This is a genomic window from Arthrobacter sp. QXT-31 (genome assembly GCF_001969265.1).
GTDB lineage: Bacteria > Actinomycetota > Actinomycetes > Actinomycetales > Micrococcaceae > Arthrobacter.
This window is the reverse complement of sequence record NZ_CP019304.1, coordinates 3062675-3080873: the sequence shown is the minus strand read 5'-3', so window position 1 is coordinate 3080873 and position 18199 is coordinate 3062675. Positions and strand designations below refer to the sequence as shown.

Here is an 18199-nt window from a genome sequence, read left to right as displayed (position 1 = left end):
ACTTCGCGCCCTCCGGCGGGGGTTATTGGGCGCAAAGTGACTCCGCGTTGCCCCTACCTGCGGGAACACCGCCTGTAGGAACACCGCCTGCGGGAACGCTGGCGCCAGGAACACTGCCAGCCGGAACGCTGGCAGCAGGAACCAGTCCCGCCTCCTTCAGTCCGAGGTAGATCTTGTCCCGGGCGATCGGCAGCTCGGCGAACCGCACACCGGTGGCATTCCGGATGGCGTTGGCCAGCGCGGGTGCCACGGGATTGAAGGGGCTTTCGCTCATGGACTTGGCACCGAGCGGCCCCATTGCATCATTGGTGTCCGCGAAGTACACCTCGCTGCGCGGCACGTCGGCGAAGGACGGGATGTGGTACTGCCGGAGGATGTCCGTGGTGACCCGGCCGGCGTCGTCCACCCGGACCTCCTCGTAAAGGGCGGCACCCAGGGCCTGGGCGATCCCGCCCTCGATCTGGCCACGGCACTGCCGCGGATTCACCACCACGCCGGCGTCGGCCGCCTGCACGCTCTGCAGGATCCGCAGCTCACCGGTCCCGGTATTAACCGCCACCCGGAAGCCGTGGACGTTGAAGGCCACCGAACGTGGCGTGCCGCCCCAGCGCCCCTCGGCTTCGAGTTCGACGCCGGCCTGCCGGGCGGCGTCGAACAGTTCAGTGAGCGGGACGCGGGTTCCCTCGCAGACGACGGCGTCGCCGTCGAGCACGCAGCCGGACGACTGGATCTGCCGGACGCCGGCGGCAAAAGCGCGGATCCGTACGGCCAGCTCCTCGGCGGCGGCGAGCGTCGCCTTGCCGGCCACCACGGTGCCGGCCGAGCCGAACGCACCGGTGTCGTGCTCGATCAGGTCCGTGTCGGACTGCCGGACCGCAACCCGCGCGGCCACCGTGGACAGCGCGGTCGCCGCCAGCTGGGCGTGGACCGTGGTGGTGCCGTTGCCGAATTCGGCGGTTCCGACGTCGGCGGCGTACGTTCCGTCGGCCAGGAGCCGGAGCTTGGCGTGGGCGAAGTGGCCCCGCGGCGGCACGGTGTCGATCATGGACAGTGCCGTGCCCTCCCCCGTGACCCAGTCCGGGCCGAGGTCATCGAGTCCGGCGGCCCGGTAGCGTTCGCGGCCGCGTTCCAGCGCGTCCTGCACCAGGCGCGTGCACTGGTCCAGCCCGTAGCTGCCGTAGTGGACGTCCTCCTCCGGCTCCGAATGCGTGGAGAGCATGTCGTCACCCTCGCGGACCATGTTGCGGCGGCGGAACTCCAGCGGGTCCATGCCGATGCCCGCCGCCAGTTCGTCGATCCCCGATTCGATGGCGAAGATCATCTGGCTGAGCCCGTACCCGCGGAACGCGCCGGACGGCACGGTGTTGGTGTAGACGGCGAGCGCGTCCACCTTCTTGTTGTCGCACTTGTAGACGGCCAGGGATTCGCCGCAGCCGTGGAACATGACGCCCGGGGCGTGGTTCCCGTACGCCCCGGTGTTTGTCAGGACATCCAGATGCAGGGCCGTGAGCCTGCCGTCCTTGCTGGCGCCGGCCTTAAGCTTGATGGTGAACGGGTGCCGGGTGGTGCTGGCGGTGAACTGCTCCGTGCGGGTGAACTCGAGCTGCACCGGGCGGCGCAGCTTCAGGGCGGCGAGCGCCGCGATGTCCTCGGTCAGCACCTCCTGCTTTCCGCCGAACCCGCCGCCCACCCGGCCTGCCACCACGTGGACCTGGTCCTCCGGCAGCCCGAACACCCGGCAAAGCGTGCGGCGCACCAGGAACGGCACCTGGCTGGAGGTGCGCACCTGCAGGCGGCCGTCGTCATCCACTGAAGCAATGGCGGCGTGGGTTTCCAGCGCGACGTGCTGGACGCGCTGGGTCCGGTACGTCTGCTCGTGGATGAAGTCGGCGGCCGCGAAACCGTCGCTGACACTGCCGAGTTCGGAGTGCAGCTCGGCAACGATGTTCCGTTCCGGCTGGGCGATCCGTGCCTCACCGGCGTCCTTGTCCCCGTGCAGGGCGGGGGCGCCGGGCAGGATCGCGTCCTGCGGGGTGAACACCGCGGGCAGTTCCTCGTACTCGACACGGACCGCACGGACGCCGGCTTCCGCGGCAGCCACCGATTCGGCGACGACGGCGGCCACCCGCTGGCCCCGGAACCTCACCACGGTGTCCAGCACCCGCGTGTCGTCGGGGTCGTCAGTATAGAGCTCGTGCTGGGCGCTGGAAAACAGCTGCCCGGGTGCGTCCTCCGCGGTGAGCACTGCCACCACACCCGGCACCTGCATGGCCGCCGCCGTGTCGATGGACAGCACCCGGGCGTGGGCATGCGGGGAGCGCACAAGCTTGAGGTGCAGCAGGCCAGGCAGCGCCTCGGCCGGGACGTCCAGCGTGTAGCGGGCCTGCCCCGTGACCACGGCGCGGCTGGCCGGGGCAGGGACGTCGTCACCCAGCCGGCCGGGCTCCGGCGCGGGCTGCCCCTCGCCGGCGATTCCCGAGCCCGGTCCTTCCGGGGCGGGGTGGCCTTCGTGGCCGCAGACGGCATCCGCGATGGCCCGGTACCCGGTGCAGCGGCACAGGTTTCCCTTCATGTTGCGCGGCAGGTTGTCCTTCTGGGCGTCGTCGAACGTGGCCGCGGTCATCACCATACCCGCCGTGCAGAACCCGCACTGGAAGCCCTGGCGGTCCAGGAACTGCTGCTGCACGGGGTGCAGCTCGGCCCCCTCACTGGTGGCCGCGAGGCCTTCGATCGTGGTGACGGCATGGCCTTCCGCGCGCACGGCCGGGTAGATGCAGCTGTGCACCGGAGTGCCGTCAACGTGTACAGTGCAGGCACCGCAGTCGCCGCCGTCGCAGCCTTTCTTGACGCCGAAGTTGCCCTGCTCCCGAAGGAACGTGCGCAGGCACTGGCCGGGCCGCGGCTGCGCCTGCACCGGCGCACCGTTGATTTCCATGGCCATGCTCAGGCCCCTCTCTTGGTCTGCTGTGTAGTTTGCGGCGGCCAGAAGTCGCCGGAGACTGTCACCGGCGCTCCGGCGGGCAAGGCGAGTTCGGCCACGATTTCCCCGGCCAGGCGGTGGGTCATGTCCCGGCGCCAGGCGGGCAGCCCGTGGATGTCGTCGTGGTACAGGCCCTCCGGAATGGCGGACCCGAGTCCGCCGGCCAGCTCCTGCGCCCCGGGCAACTCTTCGAACCGGAGCTGCACGGGCCGCTTGGTGGCGGCGGTGACGGTAAGCGTAAAGCGGCCGCCGCCGTCGAGCCTTCCGATCAGCAGCACCCCCGACCTGCCGAGGTTGCTCAGCGAGAGCCGGCGGAACGCCACCCGGGAGGACAGGGCCGACGCCGGGAGGCTGATGCTGCGGAGCAGCTCGCCGGGTGCCAGGGCATTTTGCCCGTCCCCCGTGATGAAATCGGCCACCGGCAGCTCCCGCCGGGAGCCGCCCGGGCCGAGGAGCGTGGCCGTGCCGTCCAGTCCCGCGCACAGCGAGATCATCGGACCGGCAGGCAGGGACGTGCACAGGTTGCCGCCCACGGTGGACATGTTCCAGACCTTGAAGGACGCCACGAAGGAGTCGCAGCAGGGCCGGACCAGGTCCAGGCCGGGCCAGCTTTGATGAGCGGGCCAGCCGGCTGCCCCGGCGTCTTCGGCGGCCAGCCGTTCCGGGAGCGCGTACAGTTCGGCTACGGTGCAGGTGGCGGCGAGCTCAATGCCGTCTTCCGTGACGGTGACGGGCTGCCAGCCTGCCGAGCCGAGGTCCAGCAGGCGCCGCAGCGGTTCGGGGCCGAAGGCGGTGCTGCCGTAGGAAAAGAGGACGGTGCCGCCCGCCAGCCAGGCGTCGCCGTCGCGCCAGTCGGCGGGGTCGGTGGTGCGGACCACCGCCTCGATGGTGTTCATGTCCATGCGATCTCCTGGGATGCCTGTTCTTTAGTGAATGCCGGGGCTGGGCCGGCTGCCGGCGCGCCGGGTTCCGGGTACGGTCCAGGCGCCGGTGCGCCGCCGTTCCCGGCGGGAAGCGAATGGATGGGCCCGGTGCCGTCCCGCAACGGAGTGCAGGCGACGGAGCCGGTGCGGGCCGCGATCAGCTCGGCGGTGATGGAGACGGCCACTTCCGCCGGTGTGACCGCGCCAAGGTCCAGGCCGATGGGTGAATGCAGCCGTGCCAGCAGCTCCGGGGCAACGCCCGCCTCGAGCAGCCCGTCGATGCGCTGCCGGTGGCTGCGGCGGGAGCCCAGGGCGCCAACGAAGGCAACATCCAGCCCCAGGGCTTCCTGCAGCAGCGGAATGTCGAACTTCGGGTCGTGGGTCAGCACGCAGATGACCGTGCGGGAATCGATCCGCCCGGCGGCTGCTTCCGCGGCGAGGTACCGGTGCGGCCAGTCCCTGGCCACCTCGTCCGCGGCGGCGAAGCGCTCCTGTGCCGCGAAGGCCGGCCGGGCGTCGCACAGTGTGACGCGGTAGCCGAGCAGCTTCGCGGCCGGCACCAGCGCCGCGCCGAAGTCGTTGGCGCCGAACACCAGCAGCCGGGCCTGCGGCAGCCGGCTTTCCACCAGCAGGGTCACGGGCTCCGGCGAGGTAACCCCGGCACAGCCCTGCGGCGGCGCCAGCCGGACCAGCCCCGTCCTGCCGCCGCGCAGCAGCGGTTCGAGCTGGGCCGCCGCCGCCAGCAGCGCTTCCCGCCTGGCCCCAGCGTCCAGGCCCGGAGCGTCGAGCCCCAGCAGCGCAGCGAGCTCGGCGGATTTGGCCACCCGGTAGCTTCCCGGGTCGGGAATCACGACGGCGGAAGGGGACTGTGCGCCCGCATCCGCGCCTTTTCCGGCAGCCCCCAATGCGCTGTCGGACAATGTTGTGCCGGAGAGCGTCCCGCCGGCATCCGCCCCGTCCCCCGGGGCGTCGATGCGCCGGATCAGGGCCAGCGGCCGCTCGGGATCACTGGCGGCCATCGTCCGGAGCGCCCCAAGGCCGGCGGCACTGCCATCCAGGGGCTGGATGTGGACTTCCAGCTCACCGCCGCAGGTGAGACCGACGGCGAACGCGTCCTCGGGACTGTACCCGAACGCCTCAAGGCGGCTGCCGCCGTCGGCCATCACCTCCAGTGCGGAGGCAACCACGGCCCCCTCCACGCAGCCGCCGGAGAGGCTGCCCAGGATCTCGCCCGATTCGGACACCAGCATGGAGGTCCCGGGCGGGCGCGGCACCGAGCCGCTGGCGGTGATGATGGTGGCAACGGCACACCGTTCACCGGAGGCGGCCGGGCGCCAGCCGGCCAGGGAAGGCATCAGATCCAGCATGGCAGCACTCCCTCTTCCCGTGTGGTGCCCATATTCTCGTTCCTATCCTTGGTAGTGGAAAGCATTTGGCGAGGTTTCGGCGCCAGTCGGGCCCGGCGACGCGCAAACGGTCCGGCGAGGCGGGAATTCCCGTGTCCGCCGGCCGTTTGCGCGTCGCGGAGCATTTTCCGCGTCGTGCCGCATTTTCCTGGCCGGGTCCTTAGGCCCCGAGCAGCGCCCCGACCGGTCCCCGTGCGAAGTAGATTACGAAGCCCACGGTCACCACCCACATCAGCGGGTGGATCTTCTTCGCCTTGCCGGAGGCCGCGCCGATCACCGCCCAGGTCACGAAGCCCACGCCGATCCCGTTGGCGATCGAGTAGCTCAGCGGCATGGTGACGATGGTCAGGAAGGCCGGCAGGGCCACCGCGAACTTGGTGAACTTGATTTCGCGGATCTGGGCCATCATCATGGCGCCCACCACCACCAGGGCGGCGGCGGCCACCTCGAGCGGCACCACGCTGGTGAGCGGGGTGAGGAACATCGAGCCCAGGAACAGCGCGCCGGTGACTACCGAGGCGAGCCCGGTCCGGGCGCCCTCGCCGATCCCGGCAGCGGAGTCGATATACACGGTGTTGGAGGAACCCGACGTTGCGCCGCCGGCCACCGCACCGACGCCTTCAACAATGAAGGCGGACTTGAGCCGGGGGAAGGTTCCGTCCTTGTGCGCCACCCCTGCGCTCTTCGCGAGCCCGGTCATGGTGCCCATGGCATCGAAGAAGTTGGTGAACACAAGCGTGAACACCAGCATCGTGGCGGCGAGACCGCCGATCCGTCCGAAGGCTCCGAACAGGTCGAACTGCCCCACCAGGCTGAGGTCCGGCGCGGAGACCAGGTGGCCCGACAGCACCGGCGTGTTCAGGTGCCAGCCGCCGGGGTTGGTGTCGCTGGCGGGGCCGATGTGCAGCACGGCCTCCACGACCGCGGCGAGCACCGTGGTGGCGACGATGCCGATGAGCAGGCCGCCCTGCACCTTCCGTGCCACGAGGATGCCCATGGTCAGCAGGCCGACGATGAAGACGATGGTGGGCACCGAGGTGATGGACCCGTTGTCGCCGAGCTGGACGGGCGGTCCGCCGGCGGTGGCCTTGACAAAGCCCGAATCCACGAAGCCGATGAAGGCGATGAACAGGCCGATGCCCACCGTGATGGCAGCCTTCAGCTCCTTGGGCACGGCCCGGAAGATCGCTGTCCGCGCGCCGGTGACACCGAACAGGACAATGAGGATGCCGTTGATGACCACCAGGCCCATGGCCTCCGCCCAGGTGACCTCCTGGATCACCGCCACGGCGAGGAAGGAGTTGATGCCCAGTCCGGCTGCCAGGCCGAACGGCAGGTTCGCGATCAGTCCGAACGCGATGGTCATGACGCCGGCTGTCAGCCCGGTGACCGCGCCCACCTGCGCCGCCGACAGCCAGCCGCCCGCGACGTCCGTCGGAGCGTTGTCCGCGCTGAACCCGCCGAGGATCAGTGGATTGAGGATCACGATGTAGGCCATCGTGAAGAAGGTGACCAGTCCGCCGCGCACCTCGCGGGCCACGGTGGAACCCCGCCGCGTGATGTGGAAGAAGCGGTCCAGGAACGAGTTCGACGCCGGGGGTTTGGGGCTGGTGCCCCGCTGCGCCTTGCCGGTTGACTGGTGCATTTCAAGTGCCGCTGTCTGCCCTGCACCCTCGAGCGCAGCCTGCTTTTCAGCGGAATTGTCCAGGATTGTCATGTCAGCCACCGGGCCCTAGTAGTCAATCCTGGATTCGAGCGTGTTCCAGGTGTTGAACGGTTCCAGGATCGCCGGGGCGTCCGGGTGACCCAACTCAAGCTTAGAGACCGGCATCAGGCTGTTCCGGTCCTTGTTGTCGAAGTACTCGTAGAAGACGGCGTCATCAAAGCCCACGGAGGCGGCATCGTGCCGGTCGGCGGCGAAGACGACGCGGTCTATGCGTGCCCAGAGCGCGGAGGCGAGGCACATGGGGCATGGCTCGCAGCTGCTGTAGAGGGTGGCCCCGCGGAGATCGAACGTGCCAAGCCCGCTGCACGCGCGGCGGATTGCCGTGACCTCGGCGTGGGCGGTGGGATCGTTGTCGGCCGTGACCCGGTTGACGCCGTCGAACGTCTGACCGTCGGCGGTGACGATCACGGCGCCAAACGGGCCTCCGCTGTTCAGGACGTTGGCGGTGGCCAATTGGATGGCCCTGGCCAGGAATGCCTCGGCCGTGACGGTGGTACTCATGATGCGACTCCCTTTGCTGTGGAAGCCGGTACCCCGCGGACGGAACGGAAAGGACCAGATGCGACGGTTACCAGGCTTCAGCATGTGCTTTTGAAGGTTAAGTTGCGCCTGGTAGATAGCTTCCCGGAGCCCGGGTGCCCGCCTTTGGCAACATCGAGATTAGCACCGGATTGTGGCCCGCGCCATAGTTTTCTGGAAACTTAATTTCGCAATGTGAAATGCGTGTCACCGACTGCTCACACCCCGCGGTCACAATCCGCCGCCATTGACCGCCCGCCCTGGCCAGCCCTACGCTGGTGCCGACCTGCCGCCCGCGTGTCACGTTACAGGGGCAGCACGTCCCCTGGATCAGCAGACAGGACCACTGAGCTGGAAAGTATCAGCACGCTCAGACAAGGACCTTCATGACCCAGCCGATTAACGCTTCAGCACCTGCCCCTTCAGCAAAACTCCCGGCCGACGCTTCCCGGCTCTGGATCCGGAACCCGCTCGCAGCCTTCACCGCCAACAGCCTCGACGCCTCGGGCGGCCTTGTGGTGAGCGGCGGCAGAATCGTGGAGGTGCTTGGCGCCGGCCAGACGCCCTCCGCACCGTGCCACCGGACCTTCGAGGCCGGCAACCACGTCCTCTTGCCCGGCCTGATCAACACGCACCACCACTTCTACCAGACACTCACCCGCGCCTGGGGGCCCGTGGCCAACGCTCCCCTGTTCCCCTGGCTGCAGAACCTCTACCCGGTCTGGGCCAGGCTCACCCCGCAGGATCTTGAACTCGCCGCCACGGTGGCCCTCGCCGAACTGCTGCTCTCCGGCTGCACCACCGCCGCCGACCACCACTACCTCTTCCCGGGCGGGATGGAGGACGCGGTCGACGTCGAGGTCGGCGCCGTCCGGCGCCTGGGCATGCGGGCCACGCTGACCCGGGGATCCATGACTCTGGGAGAGAACGACGGCGGCCTGCCGCCGCAGTCGACGGTGCAGGCGCCGGAGGTGGTGCTGGCGGACAGCGAACGGCTGATCCGCGAGTACCACGAGCGCGGCGACGGGGCCGTGATCCAGATTGCGCTGGCGCCCTGCTCGCCGTTTTCCGTCACCAAGGAGATCATGGCCGAGAGCGCCGCGCTGGCGGAGCGGCACGACGTCCGGCTGCACACCCACCTCGCCGAAACCCTGGATGAGGAGCAGTTCTGCCTCGAGACGTTCGGTCTGCGCACCGTGGACTACCTGGACAGCGTCGGCTGGCTGACGGAGCGGACATGGCTGGGCCACGGCATCCATTTCAGCGACGCTGAAATTGCCCGGCTGGGGGCGGCGGGAACCGCCGTCGCCCACTGCCCGACGTCGAACATGCGCCTCGCGTCCGGCACGGCCCGGGTGCTCGAACTGGAGGAAGCGGGAGTGCCCGTGGGGCTGGGAGTGGACGGATCGGCGTCGAACGATGCGTCCAACATGATTCTCGAGGCGCGGCAGGCACTGTACCTGCAACGGCTGCGCTACGGGGCCCAGGTTCCGGTGGAGCGGGCGCTCGGCTGGGCAACGCGCGGATCGGCGGCGGCGCTTGGGCGTCCGGACCTCGGCCAACTGGCACCCGGCATGCAGGCGGACCTCGCCCTGTTCCGGCTGGATGACCTGCGGTTCTCCGGCAGTCACGACCCTCTTGCCGCCCTGCTGCTGTGCGCCGCCGACCGCGCCGACCGGGTGATGGTGGGCGGCGAGTGGCGGGTTATGGACGGACAGATTCCGGGGCTGGACGTGGCAGGGCTGATCGCGGACCATTCGGCGGCTGCGCGCCGGCTGGTCAACGGCTGACGCCGAGCCGTTCCGGTGTGGTTGGCCAACTGCTAGCGTGGCGGCATGACTCCGTCGAAGACACCGGCCGAGATCCTGGACATTGCCGGCCACGAGGTCCGCATCTCGAGTCCGGACAAGGTGGTGTTCCCGGAGCCCGGACTGACGAAGCTCGACTTGGTGCGCTACTACCTGGCCGTCGCCGATGGCGCCCTCCGCGGGGCAGGCGGCCGGCCGATGGTGCTCAAGCGCTTCCCGAAGGGCATCGACGCGGAGCCGTTCTTCCAGAAGCGCGTGCCCGAAAACCACCCCGAGTTCATCGACACGACGACGCTGCGCTATGCGTCGGGGACATCCGCGGAGGAAGCCGTGATCAGGGATGCTGCGGGCCTGGCGTGGGTGGTGAACCTGGGCTGCCTCGACCTCAACCCGCATCCGGTGCGCGCCGAGGACCTCGACCATCCGGACGAACTGCGCGTGGACCTGGATCCGATGCCGGGGGTCGACTGGTCGCAGATCGTCGACGTCGCCTATGTCGCGCGGGAGGTGCTCGACGACGTGGGTCTCGTCGGGTGGCCGAAGACGAGCGGATCGCGGGGACTCCACATCCTGGTCCGCATCGCGCCGCGGTGGTCGTACCGGGACGTGCGGCTCGCGGCGGAGACCCTTGCCCGGGAAGTCGAAAACCGCGCTCCCGGCCTTGCCACCGCACGCTGGTGGAAGGAGGAGCGCGGCGAGAGCGTATTCGTGGACTTCAACCAGAACGCGAAGGACCGCACGGTGGCCTCGGCCTACTCGGTGCGGCCGCTGCCCGATGCCCGGGTCTCGACGCCGCTCACATGGGATGAGGTCCGTTCTGCCCGGCCGGAGCAGTTTACGGTCTCCACCGTGCCGGCACGCTTCGCGGACGTGGGTGACCCGCATGAGGGAATTGACGATGCCGCCGGCACCCTCGACGGGCTGCTCGCGCTGGCCGCCGAGCTTGGGCCCGCCGAGAAGGCCCCGCGCGGGGTCAACGGTTCCGGCCGCCGGCAGTCGGTGATGCCGCTTATCGAGGTGGCCCGCACCAGGACCAAGCCCGAGGCGCTTGCCGCGCTGGAGGAGTGGAAGTCCCGGCATGCCGGCGTGGTGCCGGCGCTCTCTCCGGCCGACGTGCTGGTCGACGGTATGCGCGGGTCAAGCTCGCTCTGGTACCGGGTACGGGTGAATCTGCAGCATGTCCCTGAAGCTGAGCGCCCGTTGCAGGAAGAGCTGATCGCCGACTACGACCCGTGGGCAGGCAAGGAATGGCCCGGGCGCCCGGCGTCCTGAGGCCGGGGCACTGACGCGCAGACCGCCCGGGGACACAAATAAATCGTGGCGACACGGAAATGGCCTGGCGACGCGGAAATGGCCCGGCGACACCTGAATTCGGGTGTCGCCGGACCATATGCGCGTCCTGCAGTACTTACAGTTCGCCGTCGCGGGTTACGGGCGCCGGCCAAAGACCGGGAGCGCCCGGAGCCACCGGGACAGGCTGCCGGAGCGCCGGTCGCAGTCCGCCGGGATGTAGAAGTCGGGATCCGTGGCGCCGAACGGCAGGTACAGCTCCTGGCCGGGCGCCGGGAATTCCGCGACGTTGTTCTGATCCTGCGAGTCCATCTGTTCCTCCTCGTTTCTTGCCTTGCCCGCTTGCATTATTTTCGCAACGCGGAAATTTGTTTTTGATATGTGAAATCTTATGGAGACGCGGGGCGGTGCGTCAAGAGCCTCCACCCGAGGAACCTTCCACCACTCGGTCACAATCGGTTTTTTGAATTTGTGATGTACACCACCGGAAAGCTGCGCTACGCTTGTAGGCAATTCGTGGCCTAGGTCACGTAACCTGGGAGCAGCAGGCAGGGTCGTAATGAGCTGGCATCAACTGATGTCGGCTCATTTTTTGTTTGGGTCGACGCCACAGGAAATGCGTGGGAAACACGCACTTAATTTCTATGTGGGACCTTCGTTCCACATACCGGAAGTTGGGAACAGACCATGAGCAACAAGATCGTCCTCGGCCACAACCAGTACGGCAAGGCCGAAGTCCGCGTCGTCAAGATCACCCGCGACACCGACCGCCATGAGATCGAGGACCTGAACGTCACCTCGCAGCTCCGCGGTGATTTCGAAGCCGCCCACCTCGAGGGCGACAACGCCCACGTGGTGGCCACCGACACCCAGAAGAACACCATCTACGCCTTCGCCCGGGAAGGTGTCGGCTCCCCCGAGGCCTTCCTGCTCCGCCTCGGCGAGCACTTCACCTCCAGCTTCGACTGGGTCACCGGCGGCCGTTGGGAGGCGGAGTCCTACGCCTGGGAACGCATCCAGGCGCACGGCACCGCACACGACCACTCCTTCGTCCGCAAGGGCCAGGAAGTCCGCACCGCCGTCCTGGTCCGCGACGGCGCCGCCACCCACCTGATCTCCGGACTCAAGGACCTGACCGTCCTGAAGTCCACGCAGTCCGGCTTCGTCGGATACCCGAAGGACAAGTACACCACCCTGCAGGAGACCACCGACCGCATCCTGGCAACCGACGTCTCGGCCCGCTGGCGCTTCAAGTCCGGCACGGACTTCAGCTCGCTGGACTTCAACAAGAGCTACGAGGACGTCAAGAGCCTCCTGCTGGAAGGCTTCACCGAGAAGTACTCCCACGCCCTGCAGCAGACCCTGTTCGACATGGGCGCGAAGGTCCTGGAGGCCCACAGCGAGATCGAGGAAATCAAGTTCTCGATGCCCAACAAGCACCACTTCCTCGTGGACCTCTCGCCGTTCGGGCTCGACAACCACAACGAGGTCTTCTACGCGGCCGACCGCCCGTACGGACTCATCGAGGCCACCATCCAGCGCGACGACGCCGAAGCAGCCGACGCCGCCTGGTCAGGCATCGCCGGCTTCTGCTAAACCCCAGCCGGCGGGCCCGCGGACACGAGAGGTCCGGCGGGCCCGCCGGCACCCCACAGCAACACAGCAACACAGCAACACAGCAACACAGCAACACACCGAAGCAAAGCCCCCCGAGTTTTTGTACAGATACCGCGGCCTCAGCGCCGCCCCCAAGCACCAATGAGTGGACGGAAACTCCACAGCCAAGCCCCATCCACAGCTCGGGCCACACGCCGCAAGACTCAAATTGTTAGCCAGACACTGTTAGCCAGACGAAGACGTCTGCCATGAACCAAGAAAGTCTGCCATGAACATCACCAAGAAAAGCCGCCCAGCGGCAACCCGCCCGGAAGACCAGCGCCTCTCCATCGGCAGCACTTTCGCCTACGGGTTCCAGCACGTCCTCACCATGTACGGCGGCATCATCGCCCCGCCCCTCATCATCGGCGCCGCGGCCGGCATGTCATCCCAGGACATCGGCCTGCTCATCGCGGCCTGCCTCTTCGTAGGCGGCCTGGCCACGATCCTCCAGACCGTCGGTATCCGCTTCTTCGGCTCCCAGCTCCCGCTCGTCCAGGGCGTCTCCTTTGCCGGCGTCTCCACCATGGTGGCGATTGTCCACGGCGGTGGCGGCATTCAGGCTGTCTTCGGTTCCGTGATCGCGGCCTCCCTGATCGGCCTGCTGATCACACCCCTGTTCTCCAAGATCATCAAGTTCTTCCCGCCGGTCGTCACGGGCACGGTGATCACCACCATCGGCCTCACACTGATGCCCGTGGCCGCCAACTGGGCCATGGGCGGCAACAAGTCGGCCCCCAACTACGGCAGCATGGCCAACATCGGCCTTGCCGCCGCCACCATGGCCATCGTGCTGCTGCTCAGCAAGGTGGGCAACGCCGCCATTTCCCGGCTGTCCATCCTCCTGGCGATGGTGCTGGGAACCGGCATTGCGTTCGTCTTCGGGATGGCCGACTTCTCCAAGGTGGGCCAGGGTGAAATCGTCGCCTTCCCCACGCCGTTCGCCTTCGGTCCCCCGACGTTCGAGATCGCGGCCATCATCTCCATGCTGATCGTCATCCTGGTGACGCTCACCGAAACGTCCGCGGACATCATCGCCGTGGGCGAGATCGTGGGCACCAAGGTCGATTCCAAGCGGATCGGCGACGGCCTCCGGGCCGACATGCTCTCCAGCGCCATCTCCCCGCTCTTCAACTCCTTCACGCAGAGCGCCTTTGCCCAGAACGTGGGCCTCGTGGCCATCACCGGCGTCAAGAGCCGGTTCGTCGTGAGCGCCGGCGGCCTCATCCTGGTCATCCTCGGCCTCCTTCCGATCCTTGGCCGGGTGGTCGCGGCGGTGCCGACGCCCGTCCTGGGCGGTGCCGGCGTCGTACTCTTTGGAACTGTTGCCGCCAGCGGCATCCGGACCCTCTCCAAGGTGGAGTACCGCAACAACATGAACCTGATCATCGTCGCCGCGTCCATCGGCTTCGGCATGATCCCGATCGCGGCACCGGCCTTCTATGACCAGTTCCCGTCCTGGTTCAGCACCATCTTCCACTCCGGCATCAGCTCGGCAGCGGTCATGGCCATCCTGCTGAACCTGCTCTTCAACCACCTCAAGGCCGGCAACTCGGACAACCAGTCGGTGTTCGTCGCAGGCACTGAGCGGGTGGTCCAGGAACAGGACATCAAGTGCCTGATGGACGGCGACCGCTTCGAAGGCGGGAAGCTGATCGACTGCGACGGCAAGGAAGTCCCCATCCAGGCGTCCTCAACGTCTGAGCACTAGCGACCCATAGGCGCGAACGTACACTTGTGGCCCCATTTCTGCAGAGAATTGGGGCCACAAGTGTACGTTCGCGCTCGGGCGGGTCCGCGGGATGAAAGAACGACGGCGGGAGGCCAGTTTGGGAAAGGGCGTCAGTTTTGGTTGAGCTCGTCCGAGATGGCCTGGGCCGCCTGGCGGAGGAGCGGGACCGCGCGCTCGGCGAAGGAGTCGTCCACGCGGGAGACCGGCCCGGAGACGGAGATGGCGGTGGGTGTCGGAGCGTTGGGCACGGCCATGGCGAAGCAGCGAACGCCGAGCTCCTGCTCCTCCTCGTCGATCGAGTAGCCGCGTTCCCGGATCCGGTTCAGGTCCGCGATCAGGGAATCGAAGTCGCCGATGCTCTTGGCCGTGGGCGTGGGCATGCCGGTGCGGGTCACGATGCCGCGCACCACCTCATCATCCAGCTGCGCCAGGATCGCCTTGCCGACGCCGGTGTCGTGGGTGTGGGCCCGGCGGCCCACCTCGGTGAACATGCGCATGGAGTGCAGCGACGGCACCTGGGCCACGTAGATCACCATGTCCGAGTCCAGCACGGCCATGTTGGACGTCTCCCCCAGCCGGTCCACGAGGGACTTCAGCTGCGGCCGTGCCAGGGCCCCGAGCTGCTTGTTGGCGCCTTCGCCAAGCCGGATCAGCCGCGGGCCGAGGGCATAGCGGCGGTTGGGCAGCTGGCGGATGTAACCCAGGGCCACGAGCGTGCGCAGCAGCCGGTGGATCGTCGGCAGGGGCAGGTCCGTGGAGGAGGAGAGCTCGCTGAGCGTCACGTCGCCGCCGGCGTCCGTGATCAGTTCCAAAAGTTCAAAGACGCGCTCAACGGACTGCACGCCTCCGGTGGCCTTTTCAGCCATGTAGCACTCTCCTGTTGCCTCGAATACGACAACTCTTATCCGCATCGTGAAAAAAGTTGCTTAGACAGCCAAAGATACAGCAAGCCGCCGCACCCCGTCGATGGAAGTAACCAGGGGCTTGAATTTCCACAAAGAGAATAATAATATCCATAATACGAAAACATTCAGCAGACCGGCCCGCCCCAGCGGCAGGCCCAACCAGGAGGACATTCAATGGCGAACCCGAGCCCCGGAAACTCAATCACCCTGCGCGTGGAGGCGCCGTCGAGCTTCACGGCCACCAGCGAGCTCGCGGCCGCCGTCGGTGCGGCCGGAGCAGCGATCACGGCGCTGGACGTCACCGAGTCCCACCACGAGACGCTCGTTGTCGACGTCACCTGCAACACCACGGACCAGGACCACGCGGACCGCGTGAAGGATGCGCTCAACGCGCTCGACGGCGTCACCGTGCGCAACGTTTCCGACCGCACCTTCCTGATGCACCTCGGCGGCAAGCTCGAGGTGGTCCCGAAGGTCGCGCTGCGCAACCGCGACGACCTCTCCCGCGCCTACACCCCCGGCGTCGCCCGCGTCTGCCTCGCCATCGCCGAAAACCCCGACGCCGCCCGGAACCTCACGGTCAAGCGCAACACCATCGCCGTGGTCACCGACGGTTCCGCCGTCCTCGGCCTCGGCAACATCGGCCCCGCGGCTGCACTGCCGGTCATGGAGGGCAAGGCCGCGCTGTTCAAGCAGTTCGCCAACGTCGACGCCTGGCCGGTCTGCCTGGACACCCAGGACACCGAGGAAATCATTCGGATCGTCAAGGCCATGGCACCGGTCTACGGCGGCGTGAACCTCGAGGACATCGCCGCCCCGCGCTGCTTCGAGATTGAGAACCGGCTCCGCGAGGAACTGGACATCCCGGTCTTCCACGACGACCAGCACGGCACCGCGATCGTCACACTGGCAGCCCTGGTCAACGCACTGCGCGTCGTCGGCAAGAAGCTCGCCGACGTCCGGATCGTGGTTTCCGGTGTCGGCGCCGCGGGTTCGGCAATCATCCAGCTCCTCAAGGCCCAGGGCGCGCAGCACATCATCGCCGCCGGCCGTTCCGGCGCCATCCACTCGGGCGAGAAGTACGACGACGAGCACCGCACCTGGATCGCGGCCAACACCAACGAAGAAGGCTTCTCCGGCACGCTGCACGAGGCCCTCAAGGGGGCCGACGTCTTCATCGGCGTCAGCGCCCCGCACGTGATCGGCGAGGAGCAGGTTGCCTCCATGGCCAAGGACGCGATCGTCTTCGCCATGGCCAACCCGACGCCGGAGATCGACCCGGCAGTCGCCTCCAAGCACGCCGCGGTGGTGGCCACCGGCCGCAGCGACTTCCCGAACCAGATCAACAACGTCCTGGCCTTCCCGGGCTTCTTCCGGGGCCTGCTGGACGCCGGGGCATCGGACATCACTCCGGAGATGCTGGTGGCCGCCGCCGAGGCAATCGCCAACCGGGTTGCTGACGACGAACTGAATGCGAGCTACATTATCCCCAGCGTCTTCGATCCCCACGTGGCCGCCGACGTCGCCAGTGCGGTAGCGCACGCCGCACACGCGGCCGCCGGTGTTCGGACCGCACACGCAGCACCCACGGAAGCAGCGCCCGCGGACGCGGCTCTCGCCAACGCCTGAATCAGCCCTGGAAAGGACCCACAATGGCTATCACAGTCACAGACCCCCGGCCGATCGAGCGTGCTGAGGAGATTCTGACCCCGAAGGCCCTCGCGTTCGTGGAGGAGCTGCACAAGCGCTTCGCCGGGCGCCGCGGCGAGCTGCTCGAGGCCCGCAAGGCCAAGCGTGAGCAGGTGGCCCGGACCGGCAGCCTGGATTTCCTGCCGGAGACCAAGGACGTGCGCGACGGCGACTGGAAGGTTGCGCCGGCACCTGCGGCCCTGCAGGACCGCCGGGTTGAGATGACCGGGCCGGCTTCGCCGGCCAAGATGGCCATCAACGCCCTGAACTCCGGCGCCAAGGTGTGGCTCGCCGACCTCGAGGACGCCAGCACCCCCACCTGGGGCAACGTCATCGACGCCATCCTCAACCTCCGTGACGCCGCCACCGGGACGCTGAGCTACACCTCGCCCGAGGGCAAGGAATACCGGCTCCGCACCGACGCCCCGCTGGCCGTCGTGGTGGCACGCCCCCGCGGTTGGCACATGGAGGAGCGGCACCTGCTGCTCGACGGCGAACCCGCCGTCGGCGCGCTAGTGGACTTCGGCCTGCACTTCTTCCACATCGCCAAGCAGCTGGTCCTCAACGGCCACGGTCCGTATTACTACCTGCCGAAGATGGAGAGCCACCTCGAGGCCCGCCTGTGGAACGACGTGTTCGTCTTCGCCCAGGACTTCCTCGGCCTCGGCCAGGGCACCATCCGCGCCACGGTCCTGATCGAAACCATCCCGGCTGCGTTCGAGATGGACGAGATCCTCTACGAGCTGCGGGACCACGCCTCGGGCCTGAACGCCGGCCGCTGGGACTACCTGTTCAGCATCATCAAGTACTTCCGCGACGCCGGTTCCAGCTTCGTACTGCCGGACCGGGCCACCGTGGCCATGACGGCACCGTTCATGCGGGCCTACACCGAACTGCTGGTCAAGACCTGCCACCACCGCGGTGCGTTCGCGATGGGCGGCATGGCTGCCGTCATCCCCAACCGCCGCGAACCCGAGGTCACCGCGCAGGCCTTTGAAAAGGTCCGTGCGGACAAGACCCGCGAGGCGAACGACGGCTTCGACGGCTCGTGGGTCGCCCACCCGGACCTCGTGCCCGTCTGCCGGGAGGTGTTCGACTCCGTCCTCGGGGACAAGCCCAACCAGCTGGACAAGCAGCGTCCCGAGGTCTCGGTCACGGCCGGCCAGCTGCTGGACATCGCCTCCGCCGAAGGCCAGGTCACGGAAGCCGGCCTCCGCCTGAACCTCTATGTCGCGGTGGCATACACCGCCGTCTGGATCTCCGGCAACGGCGCGGTGGCCATCCACAACCTGATGGAGGATGCCGCAACGGCGGAAATCTCCCGTTCGCAGGTCTGGCAGCAGATCCGCAACGAGGTGGTCCTCGCCGACACCGGGAACAAGGTCACCCGTGAACTCGTCACCCGGATCCTGGCCGAGGAAACCGAGAAGCTGCGCGGCGAGGTGGGCGAGGAGGCTTTCGCCCGGTACTACCAGCCCGCCAGCGCCCTGATCGGCGACATCTGCCTCTCCGAGGACTACACCGACTTCCTCACCACCCCCGCCTACGAACTGGTGGGCTGAGGC

General features: G+C 67.8%; 13 protein-coding genes. 6 read left to right on the top strand and 7 right to left on the bottom strand.

All coding sequences use genetic code 11. The annotated features are described in order from the left end of the window. Positions 1–22: 22 nt before the first annotated feature. The 5 genes from BWQ92_RS13920 to BWQ92_RS13900 all read right to left on the bottom strand — a co-directional run bounded on the left by BWQ92_RS13920 (position 23) and on the right by BWQ92_RS13900 (position 7536). Positions 23–2941 carry a molybdopterin-dependent oxidoreductase gene (locus BWQ92_RS13920; RefSeq protein WP_076800378.1) on the bottom strand — a complete coding sequence of 973 codons (2919 nt, stop codon included), beginning with the start codon at positions 2939–2941 and terminating at the stop codon, positions 23–25. Between the two features lie 2 nt (positions 2942–2943). Then, the gene (locus BWQ92_RS13915) at positions 2944–3882 is read right to left on the bottom strand and encodes an FAD binding domain-containing protein (protein WP_076800376.1); all 939 of its coding nucleotides are present in this window, start codon (positions 3880–3882) and stop codon (positions 2944–2946) included. Continuing rightward, the gene (locus tag BWQ92_RS13910) at positions 3873–5270 is read right to left on the bottom strand and encodes an XdhC family protein (protein ID WP_076800375.1); all 1398 of its coding nucleotides are present in this window, start codon (positions 5268–5270) and stop codon (positions 3873–3875) included. The genes BWQ92_RS13915 and BWQ92_RS13910 overlap by 10 nt, the downstream gene beginning before the upstream one ends. 199 nt (positions 5271–5469) lie before the next feature. Beyond that, positions 5470–7035, bottom strand: coding sequence for an NCS2 family permease (locus BWQ92_RS13905; RefSeq protein ID WP_076800373.1), 1566 nt, complete (start codon positions 7033–7035; stop codon positions 5470–5472). Positions 7036–7041: 6 nt separating this feature from the next. After that, positions 7042–7536, bottom strand: coding sequence for a nucleoside deaminase (locus tag BWQ92_RS13900; protein ID WP_076800371.1), 495 nt, complete (start codon positions 7534–7536; stop codon positions 7042–7044). Between the two features lie 404 nt (positions 7537–7940). Here BWQ92_RS13900 and BWQ92_RS13895 point away from each other — a divergent pair, with 404 nt between their 5' ends. After that, positions 7941–9344: an 8-oxoguanine deaminase gene (locus tag BWQ92_RS13895; RefSeq protein ID WP_076800369.1), complete on the top strand. Its 1404-nt coding sequence runs from the start codon at positions 7941–7943 to the stop codon at positions 9342–9344. Between the two features lie 45 nt (positions 9345–9389). After that, a complete protein-coding gene (ligD, locus tag BWQ92_RS13890; protein WP_076800367.1) occupies positions 9390–10634 on the top strand; it encodes a non-homologous end-joining DNA ligase in 1245 nt (414 codons plus the stop codon). Between the two features lie 156 nt (positions 10635–10790). Here ligD and BWQ92_RS23860 read toward each other — a convergent pair whose 3' ends face one another. Then, positions 10791–10964 (bottom strand): hypothetical protein, encoded by a 174-nt coding sequence (locus BWQ92_RS23860; protein ID WP_172411654.1) that lies wholly within the window; start codon positions 10962–10964, stop codon positions 10791–10793. A 375-nt stretch (positions 10965–11339) separates the two neighbouring features. On the opposite strand from BWQ92_RS23860, the gene pucL reads away from it, so the two are divergent. Together pucL and BWQ92_RS13880 are read left to right on the top strand one after the other, a co-directional pair. Next, complete coding sequence (gene pucL / locus BWQ92_RS13885; RefSeq protein ID WP_076800365.1) at positions 11340–12248, top strand: factor-independent urate hydroxylase; 909 nt, start codon at positions 11340–11342, stop codon at positions 12246–12248. A gap of 289 nt (positions 12249–12537) precedes the next feature. Beyond that, positions 12538–14019, top strand: a complete 1482-nt coding sequence (locus BWQ92_RS13880; protein ID WP_076800363.1) for a nucleobase:cation symporter-2 family protein — start codon at positions 12538–12540, stop codon at positions 14017–14019. A gap of 131 nt (positions 14020–14150) precedes the next feature. Here the strand turns inward: BWQ92_RS13880 and BWQ92_RS13875 are convergent, their stop codons facing one another. Beyond that, positions 14151–14906 (bottom strand): IclR family transcriptional regulator, encoded by a 756-nt coding sequence (locus BWQ92_RS13875; protein ID WP_076800361.1) that lies wholly within the window; start codon positions 14904–14906, stop codon positions 14151–14153. A gap of 213 nt (positions 14907–15119) precedes the next feature. On the opposite strand from BWQ92_RS13875, the gene BWQ92_RS13870 reads away from it, so the two are divergent. Next, a complete protein-coding gene (locus BWQ92_RS13870; protein WP_076800359.1) occupies positions 15120–16574 on the top strand; it encodes an NAD-dependent malic enzyme in 1455 nt (484 codons plus the stop codon). Positions 16575–16597: 23 nt separating this feature from the next. Then, positions 16598–18196 carry a malate synthase A gene (aceB, locus tag BWQ92_RS13865; protein WP_076800357.1) on the top strand — a complete coding sequence of 533 codons (1599 nt, stop codon included), beginning with the start codon at positions 16598–16600 and terminating at the stop codon, positions 18194–18196. The last annotated feature ends 3 nt before the right edge of the window (positions 18197–18199 follow it).